This window comes from Legionella quateirensis (genome assembly GCF_001467955.1).
Classification (GTDB): domain Bacteria; phylum Pseudomonadota; class Gammaproteobacteria; order Legionellales; family Legionellaceae; genus Legionella; species Legionella quateirensis.
This window is the reverse complement of the sequence record NZ_LNYR01000048.1, coordinates 92,758-108,109: the sequence shown is the minus strand read 5'-3', so window position 1 is coordinate 108,109 and position 15,352 is coordinate 92,758. Positions and strand designations below refer to the sequence as shown.

Genomic DNA, 15,352 nt, shown 5'->3' with positions numbered 1-15,352 from the left:
ATTAGTGTCATGAAAACTATAACTTTAGCAGCGACTTGTGTGTCGGTACTACTTTTGAGCGGCTGTGAAGCAATTAACCCACCTGCTCCAGGTACTAATCCAGATTATGCGCCAACCTATCCAGCTTCTCCTGATCCTAAGGAACTGCGTAAAGCCAATGGAGCAATTTACAGCAGTGAGACCGCTTTGCCACTTTTTGAAACTCCAAGAGCAAGACATCCTGGTGATATATTGACTATTTTCCTGGTCGAGCGAACGGATGCTCAAAAAAATGCGTCTACTACGCAAAAGAAAAATGATCAAGAACAAGTGACTAATAATCTCTTTCTGGGCAGGCCCATATCATTAGGTAGCGGATACAGTATGGATTTTGATCTGAGTAACCAACGGAAATTTACTGGTGATGCAAAGTCTATTCAGAATAATCGATTGGCTGGTAGTATTTCGGTTACGGTGGCAAAAGTACTGGCTAATGGAAATATGGTGGTTCAAGGCGAAAAATGGGTTAAAATTAATCAGGGTAATGAATACGTACAACTTTCTGGTATAGTTCGGCCTCAGGATATCCGAGCGGATAATTCGATTAATTCAGATCGAGTTGCGAATGCCAGAATATCTTATGGTGGAACGGGGCAAATAAATAATACGAATGCTCAAGGTTGGTTAGCTCGATTCCTCTGGAGTCCCTTATTCCCAACATAATTTTAAGAGACATTTTGCCTAATTTGTGACTACTGATTTAGTGTATGACACAAAAGGTTTGAGAAGCGAAGTTTACATGGGTCAATGTGCACCTTTGAAACGCTTGAACAGGTGCGGGTTAGGTAAACGATTTAATGACAAGGAACTGTAATGCGGCGAGTGCTGGTTATTACATGGTTAATCGTAATGAATTTGATGGCAAGCCAGGCTTTTGCTGAGCGGATCAAAGACATTGCTACTTTGGCTGGAGTTCGAACTAACCAGTTGGTTGGCTATGGATTGGTTGTGGGTTTAAATGGTACGGGTGATAAATCAGGTACCAAATATACTGAAGACAGTTTCGCCAATATGTTAACCCAGTTGGGTATTAATATCCCTGCAGGCACTAAACTTAATTCCAAAAATATTGCTGCTGTGATGGTAACGGCCAGCCTTTCTACGTTTATGAAAAAAGGGCAAACGCTGGATGTTAATATCTCATCCATAGGGGATTCTAAAAGTCTATTAGGGGGAACCTTATTGCTAACCCCATTAAAAGGAGCGGATGGTCGTGTCTATGCCATGTCGCAGGGAAATGTTGTTGTTTCAGGAATCAGCGCATCGGGTTCTGATGGTTCCAGTGTCACAGTCAACGTTCCAAGTGGAGGTCGAATTCCTAATGGTGCTACTGTTGAAGCAGATATTCCCAATCCTTTTTATTTTTCAAAAACACTAACCTTCAATTTGCATATCCCTGATTTTACTTCTGCAAAAAGGATGAGCGATGCCATTAATGAAATGATGGGACCTGGTACCGCAAGACCTCTGGATGCTGCCTCAGTGACAGTCACCGCTCCGAAAAAGTTGTCACAACGAGTAGATTATGTGTCTGTCCTGGAGAATATAGAGTTCAGGCCGGGAGAACCCGTTGCAAAAATTATTATTAATTCACGAACTGGAACTGTGGTTATCTCCAGTAATGTAATTGTTAAATCGGCGGCGGTATCTCATGGAAATCTGGTTGTCAGTATTACCGAGACGCCTGTAATAAGCCAACCTAATGCATTTGCTGGTGGAAGAACTGTTTCAACACAACAATCTCAGGTTAATGTTCAGCAAAAGAGTAATCATGCTTTCGTTCTTCCTAAAGGAACCACATTGAAGGATATCGTTCGGGGAATTAATGCTGTAGGAGCAACGCCGGCGGATGTAATCTCCATCCTTGAAGCCTTACAGCAGGCAGGTGCGTTGAATGCTACATTAATCGTAATTTAAAGATGTAATGAACAGGTGATGGAAATGAAAGTAGAACGGATTGCGGTCAGCGATTTTCAAAGTTTAAACGAATTGAAAGTCCAGGCTAATAAAGATGAAAAAAAGGCTTTACCCGAAGTTGCCAAGCAATTTGAAGGCATATTTTTGCAATCCATGCTTAAAAGTATGCGTATGGGACAACATTTTCTTGATGAGTCCAGTCCTTTTAGTGGCAAGAATGAGGCAACTTTTCAGGAGATGCTGGACGGGCAATATGCTAATAATATAGCGGGATCTGGTGGCATAGGTTTAGCTGCCATGTTGTCCAGACAATTGGAAGGCACTGTGGCTAAAAATCATCCTGATTCCATTAAATCAGCAAGTACTGATTCGCCACTTCCACTGAACAGGACGAACGAGCCTAAAGAGCAAAAGGGAACAGAAGCGGCACTGATTGATGACTTTGTTAAGTCCATTTGGCCTAAAGCCAAACAGGCAGCATCTTTAATGGGACTTGATCCCAAAGTATTGATCGCTCAAGCCGCTCTTGAAACAGGTTGGGGAAAGTTTGTTGCAAAAGATGCAGACGGTTCCAGCAGTAATAATTTATTTAATGTTAAAACCGGTTCCAGTAAAGAATTCGAATCAGTGAATATTAAAACTACGGAGTATATTGCCGATACGCCAATCAGCATGAATGCGTCGTTTCGTAAATATCCTTCGATTGAACACAGTTTTAATGATTATGTTTCTTTAATAAAAGGCAGTGATCGCTATCAGAGCGCATTGGCTAATGCAGGGAATCCAGACCTCTACGTTCAGGAATTGCATAAAGCCGGATATGCAAGTGATCCGAATTACGGAAGTAAAATACTGTCTATTTATCATGGCGATGAGTTGAATCAGGCAATACAAAGATGTGGATTAGCCGATCAAGTATAACACTTGAAATAATTGCATGTATTAGTTTAGGGAGTGAACGAATATGTCCATACTGAGTATTGCTTATTCAGGATTAAGTGCTTTTCAACGTGCCTTCACAGTGGCCGGAAACAATATAGCTAATGCGACTACTAAAGGTTATTCACGACAGACCATTCAGTTTAGTCCTGGACCTTCTCAGCGTTATGCCGGTTCATTCGTTGGTAGTGGCGTCTTTGTTTCGTCAATTGATCGAAATGTTGATCAATTCATTAATTCGCAAGTCAGAAGTACTTTAAGCCTTAAATCGCAATTTGATACTTTCTACAATCAAGCCATTCAGATTGATAAATTACTGTCTCAGGATGGAACCAGTATTTCTACCTCATTACAGTCTTTCTTTGATGCTTTAGGCCAATTAAACAGTGCTCCGGACAGTATTTCCTCAAGAAGTGTGGCATTAAAACAAAGCCAAATATTAGTGCAACAGTTTACATCCATGCAAACAAAACTGGATGAATACCAACAAAATTCAACGGCTCAGATTTCGGGTGCAGTCCGCCAAATCAATCAACTTACTAAAGATATAGCGGCAGTAAATAAACAGTTGATGAGTACTTCTGATTCACCAGAATTACTTGATAGAAGGGATGAATTGCTTAAAGAGCTGTCTCAATATACCAATTTGTCTATTTTTGATCAGGGCGATGGCACAATCAGTGTAGGAATTGCAACTGGTGATATGCTGGTGTCAGGCACTGAGCAAAGGGATCTGGTTGTCGGTACTGGTAATTCTGGAGTTTCCGGAACCAAGGTTTATTTGAGTAATGGAACCGGTCAAATTGATATTTCATCACGATTGACTTCAGGTATGCTTGGTGGATTAATGGATTATGAACACGATGTGATTGCTCAAGCCGGCCAAATGATAGGTCAAATGGCCATAGGACTGGCGCAAACCTTTAATGCGCAGCATAAATTGGGTATGGATTTGAATAATCAAATTGGTAAGGATTTCTTTACTGATTTCAACAGTCCTGCGCAGCAAAGGAACAGGGTTGTAGCGCCAACAACAAATACAGGAACAGGGGTATTATCGGTAGCCATTTCTGATATATCACAAACGAAATTAAGCGATTACGAAGTGGTAGTTACCGATGCATTGACCAATGAGGTCCGAGTGACTCGTAAATCAGATGGATCTTCAACTATACTAAACTGGACTAATACCCCACCCACGCCACCAGCAGGTCAACTCGTTTTTGAGGGTATGACGATAACCGTTGATGATACTGCAAATCTTGCGAATAATGATCATTTTACCCTTATTCCAACTCGTGGCGCAGCAAGAGATTTGGCATTGCAAATTAATGATGCGCGTGAAATTGCTTTGGCTTCACCCGTCAGTACCAGAGCCTCACTGAATAATTCAGGTCAGGGACAAATTGCTTTAGGCACGGTATACAATACTACGGCAGTTAATAAACAGTATCGAATTGATTTTATTTCGGACACTCAATATAACCTGGTTAATGTAACGGACAGCACAACAACTGGACCTCTAGCCTTTGTACCCAATACAAATAATACAGTTCAGATACCTGATGCGTTGAATCCATCCTATTCTGTAGTGATCTCAGGCATACCTAAATCAGGGGATCAATTTACTGCGGAATATAATTCAGGCGCCGCAGGTGACAACCGTAATGGTTTAAGTTTGTCGGGTATTCAACAAAGCAAGTTATTATCGAATGGAACTGAAAATCTTTTTGATCGTTATGCCAATTTATTGGCTGAAGTTGGCGGACAAACCAAACAAGCTCAATTAAGTTCTGAATCAGCCGATGTATTACATAAACAAGCTCTTGATTTTTGGCAAAGCAAAAGCGGCGTGAATGAAGATGAGGAAGGAATTAATCTCCTTAAATTTAAACAGGCCTATGAGGCCGCAGGTAAACTGCTGGAAATATCCAATCAAATGATGAGCTTATTATTCGATATGATGAGGTGATAAATGCGAATTTCTACCAATCAAATGTATCAAAGTGGATTAAATAATTTATTAGATCTGCAAGGACGGGTAATGAAATTGCAGTCTCAGCAATCCAGCGGGTTGAAAGTTGAATCGCCATCTGATGATCCGGTAGCCTCTGCTCAGATCGAGTTGATGAATCATCGTATAGGTACTACAGAACTGTTGCAAAAAAATCGGCAATCTGTGGAAAGTGCCCTGAGTCTGGAAGAGGGGATATTAAGTGATGCAATTAACTCATTAAACCGTTTGAGAGAAATTCAAATTCAGGCAGGTAATGGTTCTTTATCTGAAGAAGATAGAAAGGCCTTATCCGTAGAGGCGAAAAATCTCCTGGGTCAATTACAGGATTATGCTAATACCAAAGATTCAAATGGTAATTACATGTTTAGTGGCGGGAAATCTTTAGTTCAGCCGTTTTCTATAAATGGCGCAGGTCAATATATTTATAATGGAGACAGTACGCAACGATTTCAGGCAGTAACCCATAGTTTACAAGTAGCCATTAACGATACTGGCGATAATGTGTTTATGCGCATACCCAATGGCAATGGAACTTTTACAATTAACCAAACCGCTACTCCAAACGCGGGCACCGCGGTAGTCAGCACCGGATCAGTCGTTAATCCACTTGCTTATGTATCTGATAATTATTCTATGAGTTTTGCACTGAATACTCAAGGCAAACTGGTGGTCATGGTTAGTGGCACTGCGAGTGGAGATGTAATTCCACCTACTGGTTTACCTGATGATGCTCCTTTATATCAGGAAGGTTCAGTAATTTCTTTTAATGGTATGGAAATGACGGTCAGTGGTACACCACAGGCGGGCGATTCTTTCGCAATTGCACCATCTAAAAACGAATCCATGTTTTCAACAGTACAACGTATGATAGCCAATCTGAATAAACCCTATAAAACAGCAGTGGATAAGGCAGCAACGGAAACTGAAAACAATCAATTACTGGCTCAGTTGGATAAAGCATTTTCCCATATTTCCGAGGTTCAAGCTGATTTGGGCGCTCGATTAAATCAATTGGAAAGTGCCGATAATGCGAATAAGAATTTGCTTGATACCAGTGCCGCGGCTTTGAAACTGCTCAGGGAGATCGATCCTGTACAAGTCGCCACAGAATTTAACATCCAAGTCCTGAATTTACAGATCGCGCAACAAAGCTTTGTCCGTATTCAAGGATTAACGTTGTTTAATTATATTTGATTTTTGCTCTCTAGACTGTAAGCCAAATTATTTTTGGATAGTGCTTTAAGGAACATAAATGACTTTAGTTGAAGTAGACACATTTTTATTCCTGATAACTTATTGTGACCGCTTAAAAAACTGTTTTTATTCATCATCAGGAATTGAAACGAGAATCAGAAGGGGGCTTCTTATAATCTCTCCTAGATAATAGTACATCCACTTCGTTTGTGAGATTTCACATTGTTCAGATCATCCATACTTTCTTTTTTGGTTTTGGCGAGATAATTATCAAAGGAGTCCATACCTGAGAGATTTTGATAGACTAGGTACTGAACATCTTTTATTAGCAGAAGGAGCTTTTCATTAAGCGAGGATCTTGCTGACCCAAGATCGTCAATCTTTTCATCGTATAGACTCATAAAGTCCCGTTTTACATACTCATTCTTAACATTAATTGATTCTGCAGAGCGGTCTAAAAGATAGTTTTTTACTAATTGATTCATTTCAGCTGTATATTTATTATCACTTCTGATTTCGAGCAATCGATAGGCATCCAATATGAAATTATAATGCTCATCAAGATAATAACTAGTAAAAATTGCTTTTAATTCTTGTGTCTTATCTTGTTTAATAGCCTGTTCCAAATAGTGACACAAACAATTAGAGGACTTAAAGCACATGTTGAACCTTATGTAAATATATGAGGAAAAATTTTATCAAAAAAAATACACAATGACAAACAATATTACAAACGATCATAAAGTCACCTTAAATGTATCCTGTTGGGCATTAATCAGATCCTATCCTCTTAAATGAACTGGTGCACTTTCGACTCAATATCATTGTTGCCAGTCTGGGGAACAAAAGGAACAGAAAAAAAATTGTACTAGGGAAGATATTGGACTAAAAAGGTTTTTGTGATTCAAGTAGGGTGTGTTGACAATTCCGATTTCGACGTCCCGCGACGTTGGAAATAAATAGATGAATTGTCAACACACCCTAAATCAAATTGCTGTTGTACTTTACTATTTTTGAATGGTTTACAGTTTTATTCTTAACACATCAGTAGGATTGTTATCCAGAGTATTGTCACAAATTTGTTCTGCACCTTCAGATTTGTACAAATGATTTAAATTAGGTTTTAAAGTCTCTAATAAGACGATATTGGCCTTATCTTCTTTCGATAGACGTTTAATTTCCTGTACTATTTGACGACCGACTCCTAAACCACGAGCCGAGGGATCGACGTAGATAAACCATATTTCATTGGTATCTAGCATTTTATTTTCGATTCGAAAGGCACCAACAACGAGTTCGTTATAAAAAGCCAAATAAACCCGGCCTGCATTTTCGGTCAAGTATTGCATACGATCTTCAATGGCTTGTTCGGGTTCTTTAAATTGACCATCACCAATTTTATCATGAATATAACCCCACTCATTGGTGAACCATTTAGTGACCAATTCTAAATGGCTATTAAATGAATTTTCATTAACCTGATTTAATTTAGTAAATGTCACAGTTGGTTTAGCAGAACTAAATAAAAGCATCTTTAACTCACTTATAAAAATACATGAATAATTATAACACTATTAGTATATAAAATATAATCTTTCCCGATTTTTATTTAACAAAAGCTGTAGGATGATGAAACATTTATAACACTCTAATCTTATGGATTATTTTTTAATTTCGTTTGACTTGATTTAATTATGTGTACCATTCACTTTGCAGGTTACTACTCCATTATCCAGTTGTATTTCATTACCACCAGAATCTGTCATAAACTGCCCAATATAGGTCTTGTTCTTTTTATTTAATTGCGCTGAAATAAATAATCTTGGACGAGAGGAGTCTTCCTGATCAACAGCAACCAGAAGTAAGTTACCTGATCTCATACTGAATTCAATCACTTTAATGGGATAGGCAAAATCAACCGAAGGGACCTTACCCATAGTTTCAGGAATAACAAAAGAAATTGTATCGTTCATTTCTTTCATAGTACATTCAACGGTGTTGGATGATGCATAAGAAAGATCAGTTCCATAAATCATGAATAAAATAGATAAAATGAACTGTTTCATTAGGGTTCCTTGAACTGTTTGTGTACCAATTAAAATGTAGCTGATATTTGCATTAAATCAAAAAATGACCTAACTTTGCTTATCGTTGAAAAACGGTTGTATTAGAAACCGAACAATGATTTTAAAGAAGGTGTAGAGCATGAGGAAGAGGGTGCGATTACAGGGTAAAGGATGTATAGATAGATGCAGTTTTGAAGTACAACTCGTGTTCTTTTTAGTACCTTCTTTTGAGCACTCCACTACCAATTATCCAAAATATCATTCTAAACGAGTCGCAGTACTAACATATACCCAGGCCGATAAACCAGAGGCTAGTTGAACTTTTATGCGTTTATAATCTGAAACCTCATAGGAGTCTGCTCGATTTAGTTCATCCGTACTGAGCTCAAAAACCATTCCTTTCACACTTTTTTCAGGATTGCCGGTGTAGCTAATAATAGGGTGGAAGGCTTCTCCGCTGGTAGCAATAACATCGGGATCGGTGATTTCTACCATAGATAATTCAAATCCGGGTAGGTAATCGATTTTGCCTTGTAATTTTCGTCCGAAATTAGCGTGCTGAACCTGTTCGTATTGCAGGGTACCATAAGAAAATAATTGTTCTGTGTTCATGTCCGAGGCTACTCTTTTTGATTAATAGCGTAATTTTAAGGCACCATAGCAAATTAATTTTTAAGCTTCAATAGAGCGCATAAAATTCAGTTCGGTGTCTCATTTGTACGGATGGTTTTGTGTTCTTGGTGAATGACCCCGTAATTGGGAAAGACTCTGTAACTATTAATCGATGACTTCGGATTAGACCTGATTTCATTGGCGTCCCGAACAGGATTCGAACCTGTGACCTGCCCCTTAGGAGGGGGATTTAATAAACATCTCGAAATATCTTTATGTATCTCCATGCAAATAGATTCCTTTAATGATTTGTTTGGGCGATAAGTCGCTATCCTATTTTAATTTTACTCAATTATAAATACCTTACTTTTATCGATATCTTAAAGTAAGTAACTTTTAAAAGGAATAGGTGATCAAAATAAGATCTAATTTAGGTCAATTTATTTCAAGCTTTGAAATAAAATCAATTGGGATTCTGATGGGGCTCTGAGTTTAGATGGTTACTTAGTGATGACTTTTGTGGGCTATTGTTGCGCAATGAGGTTAAATATTTGCAAAAAAAAGTGCTCTTTATATTATAATTTAAGTATAGCCTACTTGTTTGGTTGTATTTATGACATTAAAAAAAATGCCTCAGCATGAATACTTTGAGTATGATCCAGATACAACATTTGGAAAAGGCGTTTTATTACGTGATAAAGGCATGCAGCTAATTGCGCAATTTTATCGGGAAAAATATGATGTTAATGTCATAATGGATAATAACATCTATTGCCAAGGCCAAAATTTCATGGAGCTAGTGAAGAAAGGTCGAGCAGAAAAAGGTGATTATCGTTGTGCTTATATTTTAATTGGATTGCGGCATGCGACACCTGTATTTTATTTAAAATCGGGTAATAGCGAAGGATTTTTTATTCCCGACTCCGTGGGAAGAACACATGAACATAATTACGGTCAAGTTAGAAAAATTATTAGTGAGCTGCTTTTAGAGCATTTTCCAGAGATACCTATCTTTGTTACTGAAGAAATAAGGCAGGCAGATTTAATCTCTTGCTATACGGATGCTCTTGTTTTCGTAAGAGATGTAACGGCTAAAAAAGAAAACGCCTATTTTAAATCAGCCCATTTAGTTGGGCAGCTTGAATCCAGGGCTACAGAACATGTTGCAGATGTAAGCACAGGTTTTTCTGAAAAGAAAATTACATTAAAAAAGGCCTTTTTGCCAGATGAATTACTAAAGACTGCTCAAATATCAGCCTTTGTAGAGGATAATAAAAGCAAAGAAAAAAATCCTAGTATAATTCATGTTCTTAAAGACGGGACACAAGAAAATTTAGCGCAGTTTAGAGAGAGATACTCTAAAACTAAGGATGGAAAAACATACAATGGATATCTGAGAAACAAAGGATTAAAATACTCACAAATAATTATTCAACAATATTATAAGAATCAGCTAATTGAAGAATTAAACAAGCTACCCGATATCGATAAAAATCGAGTAGCCAAGTTGACTAACGAATTTGTGAATCAGCTCAAAAGTCTGGGTGAAAAAATTACCAATGATATTGCTTTTTCCTTTTTTGAAGCGTTCGTTTTTAATATAAAGGAGGGCGTTACTAAAGAAATTAACATGAATAATAGAAAGGACTCTTTACCCACTGAAGAATCAGAGAATTTTAACTCATCTAAGGAACCAGCGCTCACTTCAAAAATTCAAATACCAGAGACGGCAGAGGATGAAGATAAAAAAATTACTTGCGTTGACTTAGAAAATAATATTTTAACTCTATCTGAGGCAATGAAAAAATCGATAAGCAGCTTAAGTAAAAACATTTTAGTAATTGGTAAAGAGAACAAGGAAGACATGTTAGCGATGCTACATAATCAATTTAATTTTTATTGTGAACAAAAGAAGATGGATCTCGCTTATAAGACTGTTATTGAGTTCATCAAAGAAGCATCTACAGCAAGAGGCGGTAATTTTAACTTTTTTAAAGCACGCCATGGAGAAACGCACTCTGCAAAGGCATTTTTCGAAGTACTTCACTCAGCTAAGCTTGATGATTTTGTTAAAGAACTTCAAGAAAAGGCTAAACAGGATATGGTTGTAAATGAGACATCATCTAAGGTACCTTCTTTAAAATAAATTTAAATTTGCTACAGCTGACGTCTATTAACACTATTTTATTTTTTCTAAGGAAAGAGAGTTTTCACAACGGGCAATAATTTGTTTTTCTTTTTCAATTTGTTTAAGAATTGCCATTAAATAACTCCCCAGCACGTTTTAAAAATGCTGTATCCAAATGCTTAATATCAAATTGATGAAGGCCGTCTTTGTAGGCAAGAGTACCAATTTCAAGTTTGTGCTTTTGTTGTAATTTATCTAACTTGATTTTAGCTTTTTCGATTCTATCCAAGAGAACAGCTTCCATCTGCGATACTGTCTTCGTAGACATGATCATTTCTCCGCAAATGAGTTAACAGATTTAGCGCACAGTGCCAGATCTCTAAAAGCAAGGGCGCAATATACATTCATTCGAATGTTTCTTACTTTCTTTCCTTAAAAGTACTAGAGTTATCCAGATCAATAGTTCAAACACCTTGTTGACGCAAACCTTTTGCTCGCTTTTCAATCAAGGCACTAATACGTTTAGGTATTTTTGCTAGTGGATGTTTATCCATTATTTCTTCCAGAACTAGATCTTTATTAATTAAAATCAGCTCTCGCATATCTTTAACTCGTTGGGTGAATGTACCTTTTTTTACATTTAACTCCCTCTCAAGAAGGTTAAACTGATTCAAGCCTATTTTGGCAAAAGTATATCGATCTCCTATTTTAAAAGAAAAATCCTTGTGCAAACTTTCATAAATCGCTGTGCATAGAAGATCATAAAATGGGGCAAGTTCGTTTTTGTTGTTAACTAACAATAAAGAAAGATTCTTAGAGTGGCCGTCGTTATTTCCAATAAGTAAATTAAAACATATCCAAGAGAGGAAATCTTGTATAGCCTGAATACGCTTGGTTGCTGAGACATTTTTAAGTAATAATTCATAATTGCCTTTGATACTTGGACCATCTTTAAATTCATACTTAGCTTCGCTCACTACCCCTTGTGCCTGACAGAAGTCTTGCTGATGCAGTCGATGCACTATTCCTTGATTGTCTTTAATACGATCGTATCGTTCTGTTATAAAAAGAGGATAGACTCCTTCCATAATTTCACAAGGAGCTACAGGAAGCCCAATAGCTCGAGCTAATTCCATACAATAAAATTCGTTATATACTGATTCTTTAATCCCATGTCGAATTATAGGGGTTTTAATTATATGGGTAGTTGGTGCTCCCTCGGTGGGTAAAAAGATATTTCCGTTTTTTAAAATAGCTGCGAATTTGTCTTGCGCTCCAGCTAGAGAGAGATATCCTGGTTCCATGTGAGAGATTACTTCAGCAATAGATTTTTTTTTACTTATTGCTGAATATATTTTCTCTATATCTATTTCTTTCATAGAAGAACTAGGTCTATATGAAAAATTCTCATTAGAGGTAATAATAACCGCTCCTGCACAATCTTGACCAAAGCGCTCTAAGAACTCGAAAGAACCATGAATATTATGGTCATTTTCCAAAATGTCTCGTACATCACCTTCGGGAAGAAGATTTTCAAAAAAGGATAGAGTAATTCTATTATTAAAAGATTTCTGGGAGAGGGGCATAGCTAGACTTAGTGGAAAGCTATTTTTGTCAACTTGCCATTGTTCATCATAAGAAAAAGAAGAAACTAGATTTTCATCACGCGAAAAAATACCTACTCTTTTATTTTCATAGAACACATAAAGTACTTTCATTGTTCCATCTCGAGTATAATTTTAAAACCTAGAATTTTAGACATTTTTAAAAGTGTTGATAGTTGAGCATCAGATTGCGCGAGTTCGATGCGACTAATGCCATTATGAGAAAGATTGCAAAAATCCGCCAAGGTTTTTTGAGTTATATTCAATTCCCGACGTCTAGTTTTGAGTACTTCTGCTAACTCTTCCAGGTTCTCGATATGATACTTATTCATTTTGGGTAACCCTATTCTCATTATAATGAGAATTATAGCTAATTTAGCCTTTTTTTCAAATATTTCTTATTATAATGAGAATTATCTTAAAAAAGATTAGGAAATCAAAAAAATCCACTTTAAATGAGAATTACACATTGTTATGGTGCGCTGAAACTGTTTAGACACGTGTTATTAGATGGCGGTATTTGCAGACACTTTTAATTTGCACCCTGGATGCACCCTAAAAAGTAAGTCTAGACAAGAATAAATTTCGTAACTCTTTGATTTTAGTGGCGTCCCGAACAGGATTCGAACCTGTGACCTGCCCCTTAGGAGGGGGCCGCGCTATCCAGCTGCGCCACCGGGACTCACAGTGGCAAGTCTACCTTTATCATCGATAAATGACAACGGAATTAAAGTGGTTCTGTTGTAAAATTGTATTTTTAACAGGCTTATGAGGATATATGATACGGTGTTTTTTATAGTCATATTAGTTGATGTGAGCACATTTGATATTGTGTTATTGCTGTGAACATATGACATTGGAACACTGTAATCCGGTGGGAGTTCAACTTAATGTGATCAGTAATGAAAATATAGGCTGTATCCGTCATTTTATTTAAAATGTAGTTCAATGGATTTTATATCATTTTCTGATACTTGACTTGATCTTTTAAATTACGGTACCTTCGATTACGCCTCCACTGATTGGCAGGTTGTGGTTCTATGGAGTTTTAAATATTAAAAGGATGTTTTTATGAGGGGTATAAATAAAATTGATGGTGATACATACATTCTGGACAAAGATAAGGGTAGTCTGGATACGGAGGAACAAGACAGCTCAATGAGCACTTTGACTCGATTGCCAACATTTTTTACAGCGGGTACTTCTTTAGGGATTCCCCTGTCAAATGATTCTATATCGCTTAAAAAAGCTTATGGATTTTGTTTTCAGAATTATTTTCAACCCACCTTGGTTAAAACCACTTCTGATTCGTTAACGATTTATTTTGCTGTTTGTCATAGAATTCATCATCAACTGTTACTGAGCCAGCTGAAAAGACATATTCCTGGTATTCACTCGTCCATAGACTCTGCTGAGTTCCCTGTCTATTCTTACTTTCAGCTCAAGTTTACTACTCATGATTCACGTATTTTTTTGCACATGGAGTGTTATGCGTTTGTTGATTTATATGATTATAATTTTAAACATCTTTTAGATCTTCTTGCTGATTTTGACTGTCGCGAAGAATGTTCCGATGGGCTGGATGGTTCCAGTATTGGTATAACGGAACAGATGGTAGTTCCTGATACCATGCATTCAGCTGTGAAGGTCAGACAATTTACAACAGATAAGGGTGTTTTTGTTAAACCCTTGCTTTCTTCAATCCAGGATTATGTTATGAATTGTTTAAAGCGATTTGAAGAACTGAGTCTGAACAGAGATATGGATGCTTATCATATTGCCATCAACTTGGGTCAGATTCTGGAGCGAATAGAAAAAAATTACTTAACTGTGACTTTTGATGATTACACTAAGGCATTGTCCTTGCTCAGTACTTTAGAGACTAATGATATTTATCAAATGGATCCTCAGATCTGGCTTTCTATGCCCAAGATAAGAGACGCTTTAGAACTTTTAAAGGTCAAAGCATTAATCGGTGATAGAGGTATTGAGTTGGATGTTAATAAACTGGGTCTCCTGATGCAGGAACTTATACTTCATGAAGGTGCTAGACCGAAACCCGATATTTGGTTTCCTTTGGGTACAGTAGATCATTTATCCCAGCAGCTTGAAGATTTTTATCCAAATTATAAGGAAATTTTAAAACCTGCTGTTATATGATGTAGTTCAATTGGAGTTTGTAATTCTTTTGAATTAAGTGCATGCCCGCATAAAAAGAGTATTGAACGTTATGGCATAATTTGCGAGTAACTCCTATTCTATTTAATAGGATGAATAAGTAATACCTCCTGATAATCTATTTAAACAGATAGATATAACTGCTGAGCGTGTTAATGAATAAGGATGGATAGGATGAAAAACTTTAAATTTTTAGTTGTTTTGCTAAGCGTCTGGTTTAACTTATCTGGTACAGGATTTGCTGCCGATTTTGCCAACAGCCTGGTAGGTGCGCAAGGCTATGATCTGGTTTCATACCATCAAAACAGTGGCCCTGTTCGAGGGAGTGGCAATCATACGGTTTTTTATAACGGGATAAGTTATATTTTTGCAACTGACGCCAATAAAAAAGCATTTCAGGCGGATCCTAAAAAATACTTGCCTGCATATGGAGGTTATTGTGCCTATGGTGTATCCGTTGGGAAAAAGATAATCAGTGATCCTTTGGCATGGAAGATTGTAAATGGAACTCTCTATCTGAATCTTAACAACCAGATTCAGGAAATTTGGTCTAAAGACATCAATGGCTATATCAAAAAAGCGAATGATGAATGGCCTAAAATTATCAATAAAGACCCGGAAAGTATCTAAAACCTCAGGTTCAAACCCGCCATGAAGT

15 protein-coding genes and 1 tRNA gene are annotated in these 15,352 nt (G+C 37.2%); 8 read left to right on the top strand and 8 right to left on the bottom strand.

All coding sequences use genetic code 11. The features are described from left to right. The first annotated feature begins 9 nt into the window (after nt 1–9). From flgH to flgL, 5 genes are all read left to right on the top strand, one after another. On the top strand, nt 10–702 hold the full coding sequence (gene flgH, locus Lqua_RS16140) for a flagellar basal body L-ring protein FlgH (RefSeq protein ID WP_058475314.1): 693 nt from the start codon (nt 10–12) through the stop codon (nt 700–702). Nucleotides 703–852: 150 nt separating this feature from the next. After that, nucleotides 853–1,956 carry a flagellar basal body P-ring protein FlgI gene (locus tag Lqua_RS16135; RefSeq protein ID WP_058475313.1) on the top strand — a complete coding sequence of 368 codons (1,104 nt, stop codon included), beginning with the start codon at nt 853–855 and terminating at the stop codon, nt 1,954–1,956. 24 nt (nt 1,957–1,980) lie between these two features. Further along, the gene (flgJ, locus tag Lqua_RS16130) at nt 1,981–2,877 is read left to right on the top strand and encodes a flagellar assembly peptidoglycan hydrolase FlgJ (protein WP_058475434.1); all 897 of its coding nucleotides are present in this window, start codon (nt 1,981–1,983) and stop codon (nt 2,875–2,877) included. Between the two features lie 43 nt (nt 2,878–2,920). Further along, a complete protein-coding gene (flgK, locus tag Lqua_RS16125; protein WP_058475312.1) occupies nt 2,921–4,867 on the top strand; it encodes a flagellar hook-associated protein FlgK in 1,947 nt (648 codons plus the stop codon). A gap of 3 nt (nt 4,868–4,870) precedes the next feature. Further along, nucleotides 4,871–6,106, top strand: coding sequence for a flagellar hook-associated protein FlgL (gene flgL / locus Lqua_RS16120; RefSeq protein ID WP_058475311.1), 1,236 nt, complete (start codon nt 4,871–4,873; stop codon nt 6,104–6,106). A gap of 182 nt (nt 6,107–6,288) precedes the next feature. On the opposite strand, the gene Lqua_RS16115 is transcribed toward flgL, so the two are convergent. The 4 genes from Lqua_RS16115 to Lqua_RS16100 form a co-directional block, all read right to left on the bottom strand. Beyond that, nucleotides 6,289–6,768 (bottom strand): hypothetical protein, encoded by a 480-nt coding sequence (locus Lqua_RS16115; protein ID WP_058475310.1) that lies wholly within the window; start codon nt 6,766–6,768, stop codon nt 6,289–6,291. Between the two features lie 360 nt (nt 6,769–7,128). Then, nucleotides 7,129–7,638, bottom strand: a complete 510-nt coding sequence (locus tag Lqua_RS16110) for a GNAT family N-acetyltransferase (RefSeq protein ID WP_058475309.1) — start codon at nt 7,636–7,638, stop codon at nt 7,129–7,131. A 156-nt stretch (nt 7,639–7,794) separates the two neighbouring features. Further along, on the bottom strand, nt 7,795–8,172 hold the full coding sequence (locus Lqua_RS16105; RefSeq protein WP_058475308.1) for a hypothetical protein: 378 nt from the start codon (nt 8,170–8,172) through the stop codon (nt 7,795–7,797). Nucleotides 8,173–8,430: 258 nt separating this feature from the next. Continuing rightward, nucleotides 8,431–8,784, bottom strand: coding sequence for a gamma-glutamylcyclotransferase family protein (locus Lqua_RS16100; RefSeq protein WP_058475307.1), 354 nt, complete (start codon nt 8,782–8,784; stop codon nt 8,431–8,433). Nucleotides 8,785–9,397: 613 nt separating this feature from the next. Here Lqua_RS16100 and Lqua_RS16090 point away from each other — a divergent pair. Then, on the top strand, nt 9,398–10,930 hold the full coding sequence (locus Lqua_RS16090; RefSeq protein ID WP_058475306.1) for a hypothetical protein: 1,533 nt from the start codon (nt 9,398–9,400) through the stop codon (nt 10,928–10,930). Nucleotides 10,931–11,033: 103 nt separating this feature from the next. Here Lqua_RS16090 and Lqua_RS16085 read toward each other — a convergent pair whose 3' ends face one another. The 4 genes from Lqua_RS16085 to Lqua_RS16070 form a co-directional block, all read right to left on the bottom strand. Beyond that, on the bottom strand, nt 11,034–11,240 hold the full coding sequence (locus Lqua_RS16085; protein ID WP_058475305.1) for a hypothetical protein: 207 nt from the start codon (nt 11,238–11,240) through the stop codon (nt 11,034–11,036). Nucleotides 11,241–11,376: 136 nt separating this feature from the next. Beyond that, nucleotides 11,377–12,630 carry a type II toxin-antitoxin system HipA family toxin gene (locus Lqua_RS16080; protein ID WP_058475304.1) on the bottom strand — a complete coding sequence of 418 codons (1,254 nt, stop codon included), beginning with the start codon at nt 12,628–12,630 and terminating at the stop codon, nt 11,377–11,379. Next, nucleotides 12,627–12,848, bottom strand: coding sequence for a helix-turn-helix domain-containing protein (locus Lqua_RS16075; RefSeq protein WP_058475303.1), 222 nt, complete (start codon nt 12,846–12,848; stop codon nt 12,627–12,629). Before Lqua_RS16075 ends, Lqua_RS16080 begins: the two co-directional genes overlap by 4 nt. Before the next feature lie 273 nt (nt 12,849–13,121). Continuing rightward, nucleotides 13,122–13,198 (bottom strand) — tRNA-Arg (locus tag Lqua_RS16070). Between the two features lie 389 nt (nt 13,199–13,587). Here Lqua_RS16070 and Lqua_RS16065 point away from each other — a divergent pair. Beyond that, a complete protein-coding gene (locus Lqua_RS16065) occupies nt 13,588–14,676 on the top strand; it encodes a hypothetical protein (protein WP_058475302.1) in 1,089 nt (362 codons plus the stop codon). A 192-nt stretch (nt 14,677–14,868) separates the two neighbouring features. Beyond that, entirely contained in the window at nt 14,869–15,324 is a 456-nt protein-coding gene (locus Lqua_RS16060; RefSeq protein WP_058475301.1) for a YHS domain-containing (seleno)protein, read from the top strand. The last annotated feature ends 28 nt before the right edge of the window (nt 15,325–15,352 follow it).